The following is a 15,672-nucleotide window of genomic DNA, read 5'->3' as shown; positions in this document are numbered from 1 at the left end:
CGGGTGTTAAGCACTATTTCCCATGGGGAAATGGGGGCAGATGATGGTGGCGCAGGTCATGGATGATGGGGCGAATACCATGGCGGACCGGCTGTTATGGTTGTCTGCACGGCTACTGGTGGCCGTGACCTGGGTCAGTGCCGGACTGTTCGGCGCCTATATCCTGGCCTTCTATGGTGGGGCCATCGCCGATGGCCGGATGGAGGGCTGGAACGCGACGCTGCCCCGCCTCTATGTGCCGGACAGCCCCCTGTCCATCCTGGGCATGGGCGTACATTTCCTGATGGGCGGCGTGCTGCTGCTGTTGGGTCCGGTACAGTTGATCGGGGCTGTGCGCAGCCGCTGGCCGGTCTTCCATCGCTGGACGGGCCGGCTTTATGTTCTGGCCGCTTTTCTGACGGGGCTGGGCGGGCTGATCTTCATCGCATTGCTGGGGACCATCGGCGGGATGCCGATGAATCTCGGCTTCGGGCTTTACGGCGTGCTGGTGGTGCTGGCCTCGGTGGAGACCTTCCGCCATGCCAGGGCGCGGCGCATGGACCGGCACCGGGCCTGGGCCATCCGTCTGTTCGCCCTGGTCACCGGCTCCTGGCTTTACCGCATGGATTACGGGTTCTGGCTGATGCTGGTCGGCAAGCTGGGCCATGCCCAGGATTTCAGCGGCCCTTTCGACATTGTCATGGCCTTCTTCTTCTATCTGCCCAACCTGATCGTGGCAGAGGCCTTCATCCAGGGCCGGAAGCTGGCGGCGGCACCGGCTCTTAGGGTGCTGGCCGCCCTGGTGCTGCTGCTGGCCACGGGCTTCGTGGCGCTGGGCACCTTCTATTTCACGAAATTCTATTGGGGCCCGCCCATCCTGGCCCGGCTGGGCCTGTGATCCCTATGGTGCGTGGGCGTCCATCAGGTCACCCGGCAGTTCCATCATGAAAGGCCCGTCGGTCCAGAGCAGGACACAGCGCACCGCCTTGCCCGGATAGATCCGCGAAAGGGCGGCGCGGTAGGCGGCCATCTGCTGAAGATAGATGGCGGGCACCTTCTCCACCTCACGCGGGGGTGGGCGGTTAGTCTTGTAGTCCACAATCCAGACGGCATCGTCGGTGACACACAGCCTGTCGATCCGGCCCGACAGGGCGCGGCCACCGACCAGACCGACCAGGGGCACCTCTGCCCGGCTACCCGGTGCGAACAGGGGCGCAAAGGTCGGGTCAATCAGAACGCGCAGCGCCTCTGCCCCGATCTCCGCCTGCTGCACGGCGGTTAGGTTGTGGGCAGGCCGCGCCAGCCAGGCCGCCGCCACCTCCGCCCATCGCGTCGACTCCGTCTCCGGCAGGACCTGCAACAACGTATGGATCAGGTTGCCGCGCTTGAACCGCAGGCCATCGTCGGCACCCAGGGGCGACCGCAGGGATGGTTCCGGCGCGTCGGGCTGTGACGGGGCCAGCGGCTTGGACGGGCTGGGGTCGCGGGGTGCCGGTTCCAGCGCCCAGGCCGGCAGGTCCATCCCGCCCACCGCCTCTGCCATTGCCGGCGTCGCATCGGGCACAGGCACTGTCTGCGGCTCATGCAGGACCAACCCCGTTCCGGCCCAGCCGGCGGGCGACAGGCCCGTGAAATCGAACGGTTCCGGGCGGGCCAGCCCGTCCAGCGCTCCTTCGATCAACCGATACCAGGACCCAAGCCCGCCTTTGCGCTGCTGCTCCCAGCCGCAGACGATCAAGCGATCCTCGGCGCGGGTCAGGGCGACATAGAGCAGGCGGCGATATTCCTGATCGCGCCGACGGTTGGCGATGGCCCGGCGTACCCCCGCCGTCGCATCCTCCATCCCCCGCCTTGGGGCATAAAGCGGCAGCGGCGGGCCGGGATCAGCCGGCACCTCGCCCGCCAGCGGCTTTTCCGGCCACAGGATTTTCGGGCTTTTGTCCGGCTCCCGCATCGTGTCGGGCAAGAAGACGATGGGGGCCTGCAACCCCTTCGATCCATGCACCGTCATGATGCGCACCTGACCCGGCCCGTCGCCACCGCCGGTATCCAGCTCTCGCTTGATCTCCGCCTCCGACGCCTCCAGCCAATGCAGGAAACCTTGCAGGGAGGCCACATGCTCCCGCTCAAACAGCAGGCAGGCTGTTAGGAACTCCTCCAGCGGGTCCTGCGCCTCTGCCCCCAGCCGCGACAGGATGGCCCGCCGCCCCGACCCGACGGGATCGGGTGGGCATGGCCGCGACAGCACGCCGGCAAACAGCTCATAAGGGGCGCGATAGTCGGTATCGTTCAGGATGGCGCGCAGATACTCCCACGCCGCCGCCAGACCCGCATCGGCCTTGGCCTTATCCGTCAATGCTGCCCACAGCCGCCCCGGCCGGCCATGTGCCACCTGAAAAAGCTGTTCCTCGCTCAACCCCACCAGCGGGGATTTCAGCAGGATGGCAAGGTTCAGATCATCCTCTGGCAGGACCAGGAACCGGGCCAGCGCCATCAGGTCCATCACGGCCAGCTGTTCGGTCAGGACCATACGGTCCACGCCGGCCACCGGCACATCCCGATCCTTCAGCGCGCGCACCAGATGGCCCACGAACTGATCCCGGCTCCGCACCAGCACCATGATATCGCCGGGCCGCAGGGGCCGGTTGCGCGACACCAGCATTTCGCCATCGGCCAGCCAGCGGGCAATCTGATCCGCCATGGTGCGGGCCAGCCGCGCCACGGGCTTGTCCGCCTGTTCGGGTTTCAGCGGCAGGGACCAGGGGTCGGGATCAACCGCATCCTGCGGGCTGACCAGGGGCCAGATCTCCACCCGCCCCGCATTGCCGCGCCGGTGCGCCAGATGCCGCACCTCTACATCCGGCCCCGCCACCCCGTCACGGGCCAGACCGCTGGCAAAGACCTGATCCACCGCCGCCAGGACGGCCCCCACCGACCGGAAACTGGTCTGCAGGTCAACCACCCGCCATGTGCGCTGGGCCGCGTTCACCTTGGCATCAAAATGCCGGCGCATGCGGGCAAACTCGGCGGGGTCGGCGCGTTGGAAGCTGAAGATCGACTGCTTGTCATCGCCCACCACAAACAGGGTGCGCACCCGGTCATCCCGCGCGCCCAGCCCCGCAAAGAACTCCTCTGCGATGGCCGACACCACGGCCCATTGTTCGGGGTTGGTGTCCTGCGCCTCATCAATCAACACATGATCCAACCCGCCATCCAGCTTGAACAGCACCCAGGCACAGGCATCCGCCCCCGCCCCGCCGGACAGCAGGCTTGACGCCGCCAGGATCAGATCGTCGAAATCCAGGACGCCGCGCGCATCCTTCAACCGCTGATAACGGCCCAGCAGCGCCTCTCCCAGGACCAGCAGGGCCGATGTATGGGCCGCCACGGCCACCCGCCGCCGTTCCTCCATCACGGCAACCAGCCGCGCCGCCTCCCGCTGCAAAATCTCCAGCGCCATCGGATCGGCCTCCGACGGCTTCTTGGTCATCAGGGATTTGCGCGGCTCCCCCTCCGTCGTCAGGTACAGCGACGTATAATCGGCCCAGCCGCGCAGGCGGCGCGGTTCATCCCCGTCCAGCCAGGCCTGGATGCCGATCCCGCGTTCCACATCCGTCTTGGTGCCCGTGGCCAACGTGGCGCAGGCACGGCGCAACCCCATCTCATCCACGATACCAGCGGCGCAGGCGCGCGACAGCACCGACAGGTCCGTCTCCCCATCGGGCACGCGCAGACTGTCGCGCAGGGCCGCGATGGCCGGTTCCAGCCCGCCCTGGGCGTCCAGGGTACGTTTCAGCCGCCCGCGCTCCGCCGTCAGGCTGGCCAGAAGATCATTGAACTCATCCTCCGACACCGACCCGGTCAGCAGATCGACCGCGTTGGCCAAATGACTTCCGGGTTCGAAACGACCAGCCAGAAGAACCGACTGTTTCGCCTCCGCAAGTAATTCCTCTGCCGTGCGGTCGTCCATGACCTCGAAATTCGGGGCCAGCCCGGCCTCCAGCGGGAAACGGCGCAGCAGCGACTGGCAGAAGGCATGGATGGTCTGGATCTTCATGCCGCCAGCCGTATCCAGCACGCGGGCGAACAGGCGGCGGGCCGCCACCACCTCGCCCCGCGACGGCTCCCGCCCCGTCAGCGCATGCAGATTGGCACGCAGCTTATCCTCATCCTGCACTGCCCAGACCGACAGACGGTCGGCGATGCGGTTGGCCATTTCGGCTGCCGCCGCCTTGGTGAAGGTCAGGCACAGGATGCGCGACGGGTCGGTGCCGGCCAGCATCAGGCGCAGCACACGGTCGGTCAGAACCTTGGTCTTTCCCGTCCCCGCCGACGCGCCCACCCACACCGAACTGTCAGGATCGGAGGCCAGCCGTTGCAGGACATTGGGATCGGTGGGGCGAATGTCATTCATGGGGCGGCAGACTACAGGCCCGCCCCCCTGCGGGTCCAGACCAGAGCGCGGATCGCGCGAAACGTGTTCACACAGACGCTTTCTTCACCCGGCCATTGTGGATTATGCTGTTAACCCTGTTCGCTGCCCTGACGCGCGGAGGCGCCATGGACACGGTACGCTGGCTGGCATCAGCTCCAAACAAGGCAGCCTTCCGGGTGGCCTTTGTGTTTGTCGCCGTATCGGCCCTATGGATCATTTTTTCCGATCAGGCGGCGAAAGCCATGTTCGGCGATGTCGCCGACCTGTCCGCCTTTCAGACCACCAAGGGCCTGTTCTATGTCGGCGTGACGGGGCTGATCCTGTTTCTGCTGGTCCGGTTCCTGGTGGGCCGTCTGGCCGACCGGACGACAGAGGCGCTGAATGCGCGTGAGGCAGCGGCAGAGGCGATGCGTCAAGCCGGTATTGAAAGCCGCGCCCTGGAACGCGCCAAAAGCCAGTTCCTGTCTTCGGTCAGCCATGAGCTGCGCACGCCCCTGAACGCCGTCATCGGCTTTGCCGACATACTGGGTGATCCATCCCTGCCCGTATCGGCGGACCGGGTGCGCGACTATGCGGGGGAGATTTCGGCCGCCGGCCATCACCTGCTGGAACTGGTGCAAAGCATCGTGGCCTGCGCGGAAGCCGAGACGGGCCACATCCTGGCCCCGGAACCGCTGGACCTGCGTGAAGAGGTGGGGCGGGTGGCCGGACAGGCGCGCGTGCGGGCACAGCATCGCCGCACTTCGGTTGAAAACCACGTTCCCGACGGATTGATCGTGAAGGCCGACCCGCTGGCCCTGCGTCAGATCCTGTTCGCCCTGCTGGACAATGCCGTCACGCATACGCCGGAATATAGCCATGTCCGCATCGATGGAGAGGCGACGCCGGCGGGCGAGGTGGTGGTCAGCATCATCGATGATGGGCCGGGCCTGCCCCCGGAAGTGATGACCGGCATGGGCCGTCCCTTCCTGCGCGGCGGCGATCCGCTGACGGCCAGTGTCGGCGGGCTGGGCTTGGGCTTGTACCTCGCCACCCTGTTGACCAGCCGCCATGGCGGACGCCTGTCGGCGGACCGCCCCGATGGTGGTCACGGAACCCGCATCCGCATCGCCCTGCCGGCGGGCGTGGCGGCTTGATTATGCTCCCTCAAGCGCCGGGCGCCGCCATCCGGCGGCTTGGCTCACGCGCCACGTGGCGGCAGTCGCCCCCGTATCAACGGTCAATGATCTTGACCGCTGACATCACTTGGCGGGCGGTGCAGCCCAGCTGATGACGATGACCTCAATCCCCAGCAGGGCCGACATCTCGCCTGCCACCCGCTTGGCCGTCGCCTCATCCGGTTGCGGGGCCAGGGTGACCAGATACCAGGGCGGCATGCCCGGATAATCGGCCATCACAATCTGTGGGCGATATCCCTTTTCCGTCAGGCGTTTGGCAAAGACGGTGGCGCTGTCCTGGCGCGTGAAACGGCCCAACTGTACCGCCAGGATGCGGGTGGACGGTGGGGGGGCGGGCACCGCCGGCTGTGGCGGGGGCGGCGGCGGCGGGGGTGTTGCCGCCTGTGCCGCCAGCGGCCCCATCAGGGGGGATGACACGGGCTGTTTGGGGTCGGCGGCGCTGCTGACATCCGTCACCACGGGCGGCGGCGGGCCGACGGGGATGATGGGGGGCGGGTCGACAATGGTGCCCTTGGCCGGTGCCGCCGCCGCATCCGGGGGCGGGGCTGTGGCCGCCGTCGCATCCGGCTTGGCCCCCGGATCGGCCTTGGGTTCTGTTGTCTGAACCGCATCCGCGACAGGCTGCGCCTTATCGGCGGGCGGCGCTGCCGGGTGCAGCATGTTCAGCCCGACCAGCACGCCGATGCCAAAGGTCAGAAGACCAAACAGCAGAATGCCCGACAAAATCAGGATCAGGCGACCGCGCGTCACCGGGACAACCCGGACCAGCGGACGGGCGGCGGGGCCACGCTACCGCGCGCCATCTTCGCCTGCGCGGGGGCTGCCGCCGGGGAGGGCGCAACCGTGGGCGGCACAGGGGCTGTCGGGGCAAGGGCCGCAGGCGCGGCCGGGCGAGAGACGCCTGAAACCGCCGGCTTGGCCGCCGTCGGGGCGGGGGCGGCGGTCGGTTTTACCGGGGCCGGCGGCGTGGGGGTCGCTTTCACCGCGGGGCGGGCGGCGGCCCCTTCCTTCTCTGCCGCGGGGGCGGCACTGGCCGCAGGGGCTGCGGCTGGCTTGGCCGGAGACGCGGGTTTTTCCGGGGCCGTGGGGGCGGACGGGTCGCGGCGGTCCAGGAAGGTGCCGCGCTGCATCCCCACCCCGCCCATCTGCAATTTCTGCCAGGGCTGGAACCGCTCCACAGGCAGGCCCGCCTGTCCCTTGAACGCGGCCATGGGCTGGTACGTGCCGGAATAGTTGCTCCACCATTCCAGCGAACCATTATCGAATCGGGCCGTCCCGGCATAAAGCACAGGGCGTCCGGCTGCGATAGCGGCGTGCCCCGCCTTGGAAGAGACCAGCGTTTCCGCCTTGGCCCGCGTTTCCCCCGTGACCCGCACGAAATTATAGGTGCCATTGGGCCGGACCATGACGCCACGCCCGCTGTCGCGCACCTGGAACATGTCGCTTGTGGCACGGACCAGGGGGTCACCCGCCGTCGCCGTCTGCTGTCCGCCGCTGGGTCCGGGGCGCAGCGCCTCAAACGTTTTCAGCCGCTGCGCCACGGCAGCACCCGGCCCCGTCGGCGGGGCCGGACGGGACGGGTTCGGGGGCTTGCGCGCAGCATGGCCGGACATGCGGTCCTCGGGCTGGTGTATCGATAAAGATGATAAGGGAACTGGGTCCCCAACTCAACCGGTGGCAGTCAGCGTCAGGGGACCTGCACCGTTGCCTGACCCGCGAAATTGATGGCGATCGACCCGCCCCAGGCGCACATGCATTTCGAGGAATTGTTGAGCGCCGGCATATTGCCGATCAGCACGGTGGGCGCCCCGACGATCCAGGGTGCCACCGTCATGGGAATGCAGGGCATGGGCGTCAGCACACCCAGCGCCGCCGCCGTCGCCGCCGCCACCATGGGGTTGGCCATCGACATGCAGGTGCCGAACGGCATGATGTTCATCATGGGCACGTAATCCATGATATTGGCCGCCGGCATGTTGCAGGCCATGGTGCAATTGGCGGGCAGCACCATCATGCTGCTGGGTGCAGCACCCATCGTGCATTGCAGAAGCGCACCCATCACGACCTGTTGTCCCATGGATCAGCCCCCCTTCTTGCCAAAGAGTTTTTGCCGCAGTCCCGTCTTGGCCACCGGCCCAGCCAGGGGTGCCAGCGGACCCTTTGCCAGCCCTTTATCGAAGATCACACGCTCCGGCTCCGTGCCTGCCGCCCCGAAGGTCAGCACCTCGCCATGCAGCATATTGGCGACATAGGTGGACCGGCGCAGCAGGCTGCCATCGGGGTTGAACTCCTCCACCGGCCCGTGCATCTGATCGTCATGCCAGACCTCGCGCCGGAACAGGGTGCCGTCGGGCCGGAAAATCTGGCTGTCGCCCGATCGCTTGCCGCCGACAAAACTTGTCACCGCCGTCAACCGCCCGGCGGGATCGAAGCTGCGCACCTCCCCATGTAGCAGGCCGTTGACATAATGCATCTGCACCGCTGGCCGTCCCGCCTGGAAGATGGTGGAGGGCCCGTGCAGCGTGCCCTGGTGAAAACTCATCCGCGACTCCGGCACGCCATCGGCGTCGAACGTCTCCATCACGCCCTGCAACACCCCGCCCTGCATGGTGTAGCGGCGGCGGACGGTCCCCACCTCGTCCCGGTCTTCCATGGGAACGGGCGGTTCGGGCGGCGGGCTTGCCTGCTGCGTTTCGTCCATCACCGCCCCCTCAATTGATCTTCACCAGGCCACCCTTGACGGTCAGCATGCCGCCGCCATCAATGGTGCCCGTGGCCGATCCCTTAACCGTGGCCCCGACATCGCCCTGAAGCGTGGCGTTCAACCCCTGCACCTTGGCATCGGTCGATGCCTTGGCCGTCAATGCCGTGCCGGCCTTCAAATCCATGGTGGTGCCTGACTGTACCGTCAGGCCGGTGCCGGATTTCAGGGTCACCGATCCCCCCGCCTCGATGGTGATATTACCATCCACCTTGAGCGAGAAATCGCCACTGACGGTCCAGGTGACCTTGTCCTTGTTGGTCTTGGTCTCCGCCCCCTCCACCGTGATGGCGCGCGTGCCCTTCACCCCATAGGTTTCCTTGCCCTTGGCAACCGAGAAGGTGCGGTCGCCCTCCGTGATGGTCAGGGTATCATTGCCCTTGGTGATGGTGGTGGCGCGGTTACCCTTGTCAAGCGTCAGGGTATCGTCAGCCTCATTAATGGTGGTGGTGCGGGAATTCTTGATCAGGACATTCATGTCCTTCTGGGCCTGGAGATAAATCTCCTCACTGTCCTTCTTATCCTCGAACCGCAGCTCGTTATAGCCGCCACCACCCTTCGACGTGTTGGTCTTGATGGTGCTTTTCGTCTGATCGTCGGGCAGGGTGTAGGGCACCTGCTGTTCGCCATTATAGACGGACCCGGTCACCAGTGGCCGGTCGGGATCACCCTCCAGAAAGCTGACCACTACTTCCTGCCCCACACGCGGCAGGAAGAAGGCACCCCAGTTCTTGCCGGCCCAACCCTGGGCCACCCGCACCCAGCAAGAGGAGTTCTCATCCTTCTTGCCCAACTGGTCCCAATGGAACTGCACCTTGATGCGGCCGAACTTGTCCGTCCACACCTCCTCGCCCGACTTGCCGACAACCACGGCGGTCTGGGTGCCGGGGATGCGGGGGCGCGGGGTGCGGCGGGGGGGCCGGAAGGTCGTGTCGGCGGGCAGCGCCTCGAAACTGTTGGAATAGCCGCCCAGGCTGACCGAATGGTTGACCCCGTGCAGGACATAGGCGGCGTTGGCATCGGATCGCGGATGGCCCGACAGGGTGAATTTCAACCCCGCCGCCACGCCGCGCACCGTGGATGACCCGCTGGCCCGCTTGGCAGCCACCTCCAGTTCCGCCAGCCGCACCTTGCCGCGCGCGTCGCCGGCATCCTTCTTGGTATAGCCGCCGGGATATTCATAGACCTGCAGGCTGCCCGTGCCCGCGACATTGACCTTCAGCTCCGTGGACGGGGTTTCCAGGAAATAATCATCCGTCTGGTACTTTCCGGGCACCATAGCCGTTTCGATCAGAAAACTGTCGACCCGGTCATCCTCCAGCCATTCCTTGCCCGCCGGCAGCGGCAGATAAGGCAGGGTGGCCAACACGGGCAGATCGGTATGGGCGCTGGCATCATCGGCCAGGACCATGGTGTGCTTGCCGTCGGCGAAGGTGAAGAACCAGAAGATGCCCTCGTCCTCCATCAGGCGGCAGACGAAATCCAGGGCGGTTTCATTATACTGGACGCAATATTCCCGCGCCGTGTAGCTACCGGTCAGACTGTCCTTGAAATCGGAAAAGCCCAGATCGCCGAACACCGCCTTCACGATCTCCGGGACCGTCTTTTCCTGAAAAATCTTGCAATCGCTGGTCAGGCCCAGTTGCCACAGCCAGGGGCGCAGTTGCAGGGAATAGGTCTTCTCCATCTGCACGGCCCGCACGCAGATGCCGTTGATATAGCGCTTGGTGCTGTCCGGTCCTGTCAGGGTGACGGTGACCGACTTGCCCACCACCGACGTCATGTCCAGCGCTGCGTCGGATGCAACGGCGGTGATGTCGAACTGGAACAGTTCGCAGATCCCCTCCCGCCCCGTCATCTCCCGAAGGATCAGCTTGTCCGCGCCCAGCGGCGTTGTGATCGACAGCGACTGGCCGCTTTGCTTCTGATCGGCGTCGCTCATCGCCGGGCCGCCGGGCGGTCGAACTGGATACGGATGTCACCATCGTCAGCCACCGTCACATGCGCCATGTCGATGGTCTCTCCCATCGACAGCCGGTCCAGGATGGTGGCCGACATCTGCGGCAGCAGGCCATTGGTCAATATCTGATCAATGGCACGCGCCCCCGCCTCCACCGCCTGACAACGTGACAGGACATGGGCCACCAGACTGTCATCCCAGCTCAGTTCCGCCTTATAGGCATCGTCCATCCGGCGCTGAATGCGCGACAGTTTCAACGTCACAATCTCCCGCAGCCGCGCCTCATCCAGCGGCAGATAGGGCACCACCACCATGCGGCCCAGCAAGGCCGCCTTGAAATGGCGCAGCAGGTCAGGGCGGATCAACGCTTCCAACGCATCCGGCCCCGGCGGCGGGCCGGGCCGGCGGGCGCGGTCGATGATGGCGTCGGACCCCAGATTGCTGGTCAGCAGGATGACGGTATTCTTGAAATCAACCAGAATGCCCTCGCCATCCTCCAGCATGCCCTTGTCGAACACCTGATAGAACAGCTCCAGCACGTCCGGGTGCGCCTTCTCCACCTCGTCCAGCAGGACGACGGAATAGGGGTTGCGCCGCACCGCCTCTGTCAGCACCCCGCCACGGCCATAACCGACATAGCCCGGCGGTGCCCCCTTCAGGCCGGAAACGCTGTGCGCCTCCTGATATTCCGACATGTTGATGGTGATGACCGACCGTTCGCCCCCGAACAGGGTTTCAGCCAGCGCCAGCGCCGTTTCCGTCTTGCCCACACCCGATGGCCCCACCAGCAGGAATACGCCCGTCGGCTTGCCCGGTTCGGCCAGGGAGGCGTAATAGGTGCTGATGCGCTTGGTGATGGCGTCCAGCGCCGCATCCTGCCCCACCACCCGGTCGGCCAGCTTGGCGCGCAGGTTGCGCACCACCGCGATGCTGTCGGTCAGCATGCGGCCCACGGGAATGCCAGTCCAGCCTGACACGACCGATGCCACGGCCCGGTGATCGACCGACAGGGGCACCATGGCGTCGGTGGTCTGCAACTGCTCCAGCTCCAGCCGCAACCCGTCCAGTTTGGCCTTCACCCGCGTGAAATCGGCCCCGTTCAGGCCGCCACCCGCCAACTGCCCCTCCAACTCGCGCACCCGCCCCGCCAGATCGCTTTCCTGCTGCCAGCGCTGCTGCAGGTGGGCCTCTTCGTCTTCGGCCTTGGCCTGTTCGTCGGACAGGGCGTCGATCTTCTCAGCATGGTCACGGCCCAGCGCCGACTCGCGGCCCAGCAGGGCGATTTCGTCGGACAGCAGCTTGCGCCGGCGCTGTGCCGCCTCCAGCTGCGGCGGCGGGCCGCTGCGGGCGATGGCGACGCGGGCACAGGCGGTATCCAGCACCCCAATGGCCTTGTCGGGCAATTGCCGCCCGGTGATATAGCGATGCGACAGGCGGACGGCATCCGACACCGCCTCGTCCAGAATGCGCACGCCGTGATGGGCCTCCAGCTTGGCGACCAGACCGCGCAGCATGGCGATGGCGTTCTTCTCGTCCGGCTCCTCCACCTTCACCACCTGGAAACGGCGGGCAAGTGCGGGGTCCTTCTCGAAATATTTCTTATATTCGGCCCAGGTGGTGGCCGCGATGGTGCGCAGCTCACCGCGCGCCAAGGCGGGTTTCAGCAGATTGGCCGCATCCCCCTGCCCTGCCGCCCCGCCGGCCCCGATCAGGCTGTGCGCCTCGTCGATGAACAGGATGATGGGTTGGGGCGATGCCGCCACCTCCTCGATCACCTGCTTCAGGCGGTTCTCAAACTCGCCCCGCACGCCGGCCCCGGCCTGCAACAGGCCCAGATCCAGCGACAGGACGCGGACATTGCGCAGCGGTGGGGGCACCGACCCTTCGACCACGCGCTGCGCGAAGCCTTCCACCACCGCCGTCTTGCCCACGCCGGGATCGCCGGTCAGGATCGGGTTGTTCTGCCGCCGGCGCATCAGCACATCGACCAATTGCCGGATTTCCGGGTCACGCCCCACCACGGGATCGGACTTGCCCGCCCGGGCCTGTGCCGTCATGTCGATGGTGTAATCGTCAAGCCCGGGCGTCGGCCCGCCGGCCAGCTTCACCCCCGCCGGGGCAGCGGGGGAAGCGCTGGACGCTGTGGCTTGCCTGGGCACAGCGGCGGTGGCCGGTGCCGAAGACCCGCCACCGCCAGCCCCATCCTCCGCTGTCCCACGCACCAGCTCCTTCAAATCCTCCGCCAGCCGCCCGCGCGGGATCTTGGCCAGCAGTGGCACCGGCTCCAGCAGCAGGCCGCGCAAGCCATCATCCTCCAGCAGCGCCTTCAGGATGGCACCCGAACGCACATGGGTAGCGCCCAACTCCAACGAAGACACCAGCCAGGCCGATTGCAGCAGCCGCAGCACATGGTCGGAAAAGGCCGGCGTGCGGCTGTTGCCACGCTTCAGCCGGTCCAGCGCGGTGGTCAGTTCCTTCTGCAACGCCCCGGCATCGACACCGTAATAGCGCAGCACCGGCGTCAGATCGCCCTCCCCCCGTTCCACCAGCTTCAGCAGCAGATGCTCCACCTCCACGGCGTAATGGGTCTGGGCCAGACAAAGCTGTGCAGCCCCCTCCATGGCCCGCTTGGTCAGCGGATTGAGGCGGGCGATGAGGGTGGCGATGGAGGACATGCGTCACACGGCCTTTTCAGTCGTAGATATTTCTTGGACCGTTCTTTCTCGAATTGCAGCTTCGACACAATATCTGGAGGTTATCGGTGTCATTGTAGGCGGTCTTCGCGGCCCGTGAGGTGATCCGTCCATCATCGTCAGGTTCCGCATTATTGTAGATGTAGGTTCGCAATTAATGATGTGATCTATCGTAGCGTCGTGGCGCCGGTCGGATCCCGCCGGGGCATCCCTGCGACGGTATATCGGCGATCTATCGCATTCCGTGCAAGTGTAGGTATGAGGCTGGCGCACTCCGTCGGCAAGCTCTCGCCATACACTTTCTTCCCAGGCAGGACGTGTGCGGCCGTTCCAATGGCCGCGCGCGACCCGCTCAATATAGCGGACGATCAGCCGGCGTTCGCCGGCATTGGTGCCGAGCTGCTCGCGCCGCCGGGCGGAACGTATGCGCGAACCCATGTTGCGCCGGCCCACCCGCGAACCGATGGTTTCCATCATCTGGATAATGGCTGGACTGGCTTCGGAGCGCAGGCGTCCGACTTCTGCCTTCTTCAAAAGCTCCAGAGCACGACGATTGAGGTCTGCCTTGGCCTGAATTTGCGCAGGTCGCCCTGCTGTGACAAGCGGTGGGGGAGCAGGAGGCACAGGACGTGACTGTATTGAGTCGCCAGGGGCGCGCACCACCAAGGTGTGTAAACCGTTCCGCGCCGTGGCCACAGTCGATGCCGTCTTTTTCGGCATACCAGCGGAAAGGGCTGGAGGGCGGCCCGGAGGAAAAGGCGGCTTCGTCATGGCTTTCCCTAACACTGGGGTTCACGGCGGAAGCATATGATAGATAAAATCATCTTTGCCCGCCTTCTTGCGATGAAATGATACGCCACCTGAATGACTGTCCTGGTAATTCCAGGATGTCGACACCTTCATTCTCAATATGTCGATCACATGGCTCGGCACGGATTTGGCTCCGGTCACGATACCCGGTCCCGAAGAACCCCACCATGCACCGCGATTAGTCAGGGTGCCGTCCCAGCGACTATATTGATCTTGCATGTCCGCCCAAATCTGATCCGCTTCATCTTCCCCCACGAGCCTCGCGCGGACGGGCGCGAAGCCCAGCTCGACAAACGCATTGTAGGCGGCAGTTGTCTCCGAGGTGACGTTTGTGCCATCGAACGCTCTTTTCAGGTCGCCGAACGCTGACAGCCACGTAGATGAAATTTTCGGACCAGACTTGGGCCAAGCTGCGATCAACTTTTCAATTTGCCCGATCTGGAATGCCAGAATGAACGCAAAATGCGGAACAGTCGGGTCCTTGAACTTGTGCCAATTACCATTGTGGATTTTTGGCTTCGGGCTCACATCCATACATTGAATGACGTGCCGACCAACCATCGGCTTGGCTTGCAACAATGACCACCTTGATGCTGGCTGGCCAACCTTGGCATGAACCATCGGAGCAGGAGCAACAGGGCGAGGCGGCGGCGTGAAAATTACAGTACGGAAACCGGGGGCCGGCTTGGCCTGAACTGGGCCGGTTTGGCCGTACTTGGTCGGCGGCGGCAAGTGCTTCTTCATCCAAGCCCCTCTTGGGAAGGCAGTCCGGCATGCGGGCCGACAACCGCCCTCAAATCTTCCGATACCATTCCCGCGGGCTTTTCACCTTGGCACCGGCGAAATCATCCACGCCGGCCGCCCGCGCTACATCCATGGCAAAGCTGCTGCATTGTTTGCGGGCCAGACTGAACTGTGCGCCCTTGCGGTATTCGGCGACCTTGCCCATGGCCTGTTCGGCCTGTTCGCGGCTGATGGCGTAGGAGCGGGTACGCACGCCGGGCTTGGTGAAGGCGCTGGCGTCATCATGCACGCGCCCCGGCACCCCGGCGGTCAATTTGCCCAGGTCGCGCTTGGCATCCATATTGGAGAAACCGGCGGGGGAGAAGCCAAAGGCCTGACGCCCGCCGCCCGGCTTTTCGATGGCCACGAAGCCATGGCCCGCCATACCGTCGGGCAGGTCCTTTTCCTGATGCAGATAGCCACCGACGATCAGGCGGTAACCGCCGGCATCGGGAGCCTTGGGTGCCTTGGGCTGCGCCGGACGCGGGACACCGGCCCCGCGCGGCACCAGACCCGGTGCCGGCTTGGCCTGCACGGCCTCCGGCACGCGATGGTTGGCGGCTCGGGCACCCATCCGGTCGGCCTCTGCCTCCAGATGCAGGTCCTGGACAACGGCGATGCCGCTGCCGAACGGGTTGCGCACGCGCCCCTGGCGCTGCTGCACCACATGGGTCAGTTCATGACCCAGCAGGGCCAGACCCTGCGGGCTGTCGGGATTATATTGGCCCGGCGCGAAATAGAGGCTGGACCCCATGGTGAAGGCCAAGGCGCCGATGCTGGCAGCCTCCGATCCCACATGCACGCGCACGTCGGAGAAATCGGTGCCGAAGAAACTTTCCATCTGGCCGCGCACGCGTTCAGGCAGGGGCCGACCACCACCGCCGGGCCGGATCAGACCGGGCGGCAGTTGCTGGGCACCGGGATGGCCGCTGCCATGCCCGCCGGATGCCATGACGACACGCACATGCCCCGGCCCGCCGGCCGTGATGCCGCCCAGAACCCCCGGCAGTTTGGCACCGCCGCCCCCGAACCGTCCCTGTATCACCGCCCCGGCCATGACCCTGTCCCCTGGT

General features: G+C 65.7%; 12 protein-coding genes. 2 read left to right on the top strand and 10 right to left on the bottom strand.

The annotated features are described in order from the left end of the window. The first annotated feature begins 22 nt into the window (after window positions 1-22). Window positions 23-877 (top strand): DUF2306 domain-containing protein, encoded by an 855-nt coding sequence (locus tag ABC729_RS15955; RefSeq protein WP_495608528.1) that lies wholly within the window; start codon window positions 23-25, stop codon window positions 875-877. A gap of 3 nt (window positions 878-880) precedes the next feature. Here ABC729_RS15955 and addA read toward each other — a convergent pair whose 3' ends face one another. Continuing rightward, window positions 881-4,393 carry a double-strand break repair helicase AddA gene (gene addA / locus ABC729_RS15950; protein ID WP_495608527.1) on the bottom strand — a complete coding sequence of 1,171 codons (3,513 nt, stop codon included), beginning with the start codon at window positions 4,391-4,393 and terminating at the stop codon, window positions 881-883. Between the two features lie 146 nt (window positions 4,394-4,539). Between addA and ABC729_RS15945 the strand changes: the two genes are divergently transcribed. Further along, window positions 4,540-5,550: a sensor histidine kinase gene (locus ABC729_RS15945; RefSeq protein WP_495608526.1), complete on the top strand. Its 1,011-nt coding sequence runs from the start codon at window positions 4,540-4,542 to the stop codon at window positions 5,548-5,550. 105 nt (window positions 5,551-5,655) lie between these two features. Here ABC729_RS15945 and ABC729_RS15940 read toward each other — a convergent pair whose 3' ends face one another. The 9 genes from ABC729_RS15940 to ABC729_RS15900 all read right to left on the bottom strand — a co-directional run bounded on the left by ABC729_RS15940 (window position 5,656) and on the right by ABC729_RS15900 (window position 15,656). After that, complete coding sequence (locus ABC729_RS15940) at window positions 5,656-6,342, bottom strand: SPOR domain-containing protein (RefSeq protein ID WP_495608525.1); 687 nt, start codon at window positions 6,340-6,342, stop codon at window positions 5,656-5,658. Next, complete coding sequence (locus tag ABC729_RS15935) at window positions 6,339-7,205, bottom strand: hypothetical protein (RefSeq protein WP_495608524.1); 867 nt, start codon at window positions 7,203-7,205, stop codon at window positions 6,339-6,341. The genes ABC729_RS15940 and ABC729_RS15935 overlap by 4 nt, the downstream gene beginning before the upstream one ends. A gap of 74 nt (window positions 7,206-7,279) precedes the next feature. Next, complete coding sequence (locus tag ABC729_RS15930) at window positions 7,280-7,669, bottom strand: DUF4280 domain-containing protein (RefSeq protein WP_495608523.1); 390 nt, start codon at window positions 7,667-7,669, stop codon at window positions 7,280-7,282. Between the two features lie 3 nt (window positions 7,670-7,672). Beyond that, the gene (locus ABC729_RS15925; protein ID WP_495608522.1) at window positions 7,673-8,293 is read right to left on the bottom strand and encodes a toxin-antitoxin system YwqK family antitoxin; all 621 of its coding nucleotides are present in this window, start codon (window positions 8,291-8,293) and stop codon (window positions 7,673-7,675) included. A 10-nt stretch (window positions 8,294-8,303) separates the two neighbouring features. After that, window positions 8,304-10,295: a type VI secretion system Vgr family protein gene (locus ABC729_RS15920; RefSeq protein ID WP_495608521.1), complete on the bottom strand. Its 1,992-nt coding sequence runs from the start codon at window positions 10,293-10,295 to the stop codon at window positions 8,304-8,306. Beyond that, complete coding sequence (gene tssH / locus ABC729_RS15915) at window positions 10,292-12,988, bottom strand: type VI secretion system ATPase TssH (protein WP_495608520.1); 2,697 nt, start codon at window positions 12,986-12,988, stop codon at window positions 10,292-10,294. Before tssH ends, ABC729_RS15920 begins: the two co-directional genes overlap by 4 nt. A 16-nt stretch (window positions 12,989-13,004) precedes the next feature. Then, complete coding sequence (locus ABC729_RS15910) at window positions 13,005-13,160, bottom strand: HNH endonuclease (protein ID WP_495608519.1); 156 nt, start codon at window positions 13,158-13,160, stop codon at window positions 13,005-13,007. 638 nt (window positions 13,161-13,798) lie between these two features. Further along, complete coding sequence (locus tag ABC729_RS15905) at window positions 13,799-14,560, bottom strand: hypothetical protein (protein ID WP_495608518.1); 762 nt, start codon at window positions 14,558-14,560, stop codon at window positions 13,799-13,801. Between the two features lie 49 nt (window positions 14,561-14,609). After that, window positions 14,610-15,656: an eCIS core domain-containing protein gene (locus ABC729_RS15900; protein WP_495608517.1), complete on the bottom strand. Its 1,047-nt coding sequence runs from the start codon at window positions 15,654-15,656 to the stop codon at window positions 14,610-14,612. Between the last annotated feature and the right edge of the window lie 16 nt (window positions 15,657-15,672).

It is taken from the genome of Niveispirillum sp. CC-CTL257 (assembly GCF_059489915.1).
This window is presented reverse-complemented; position numbering and strand designations above follow the sequence as displayed.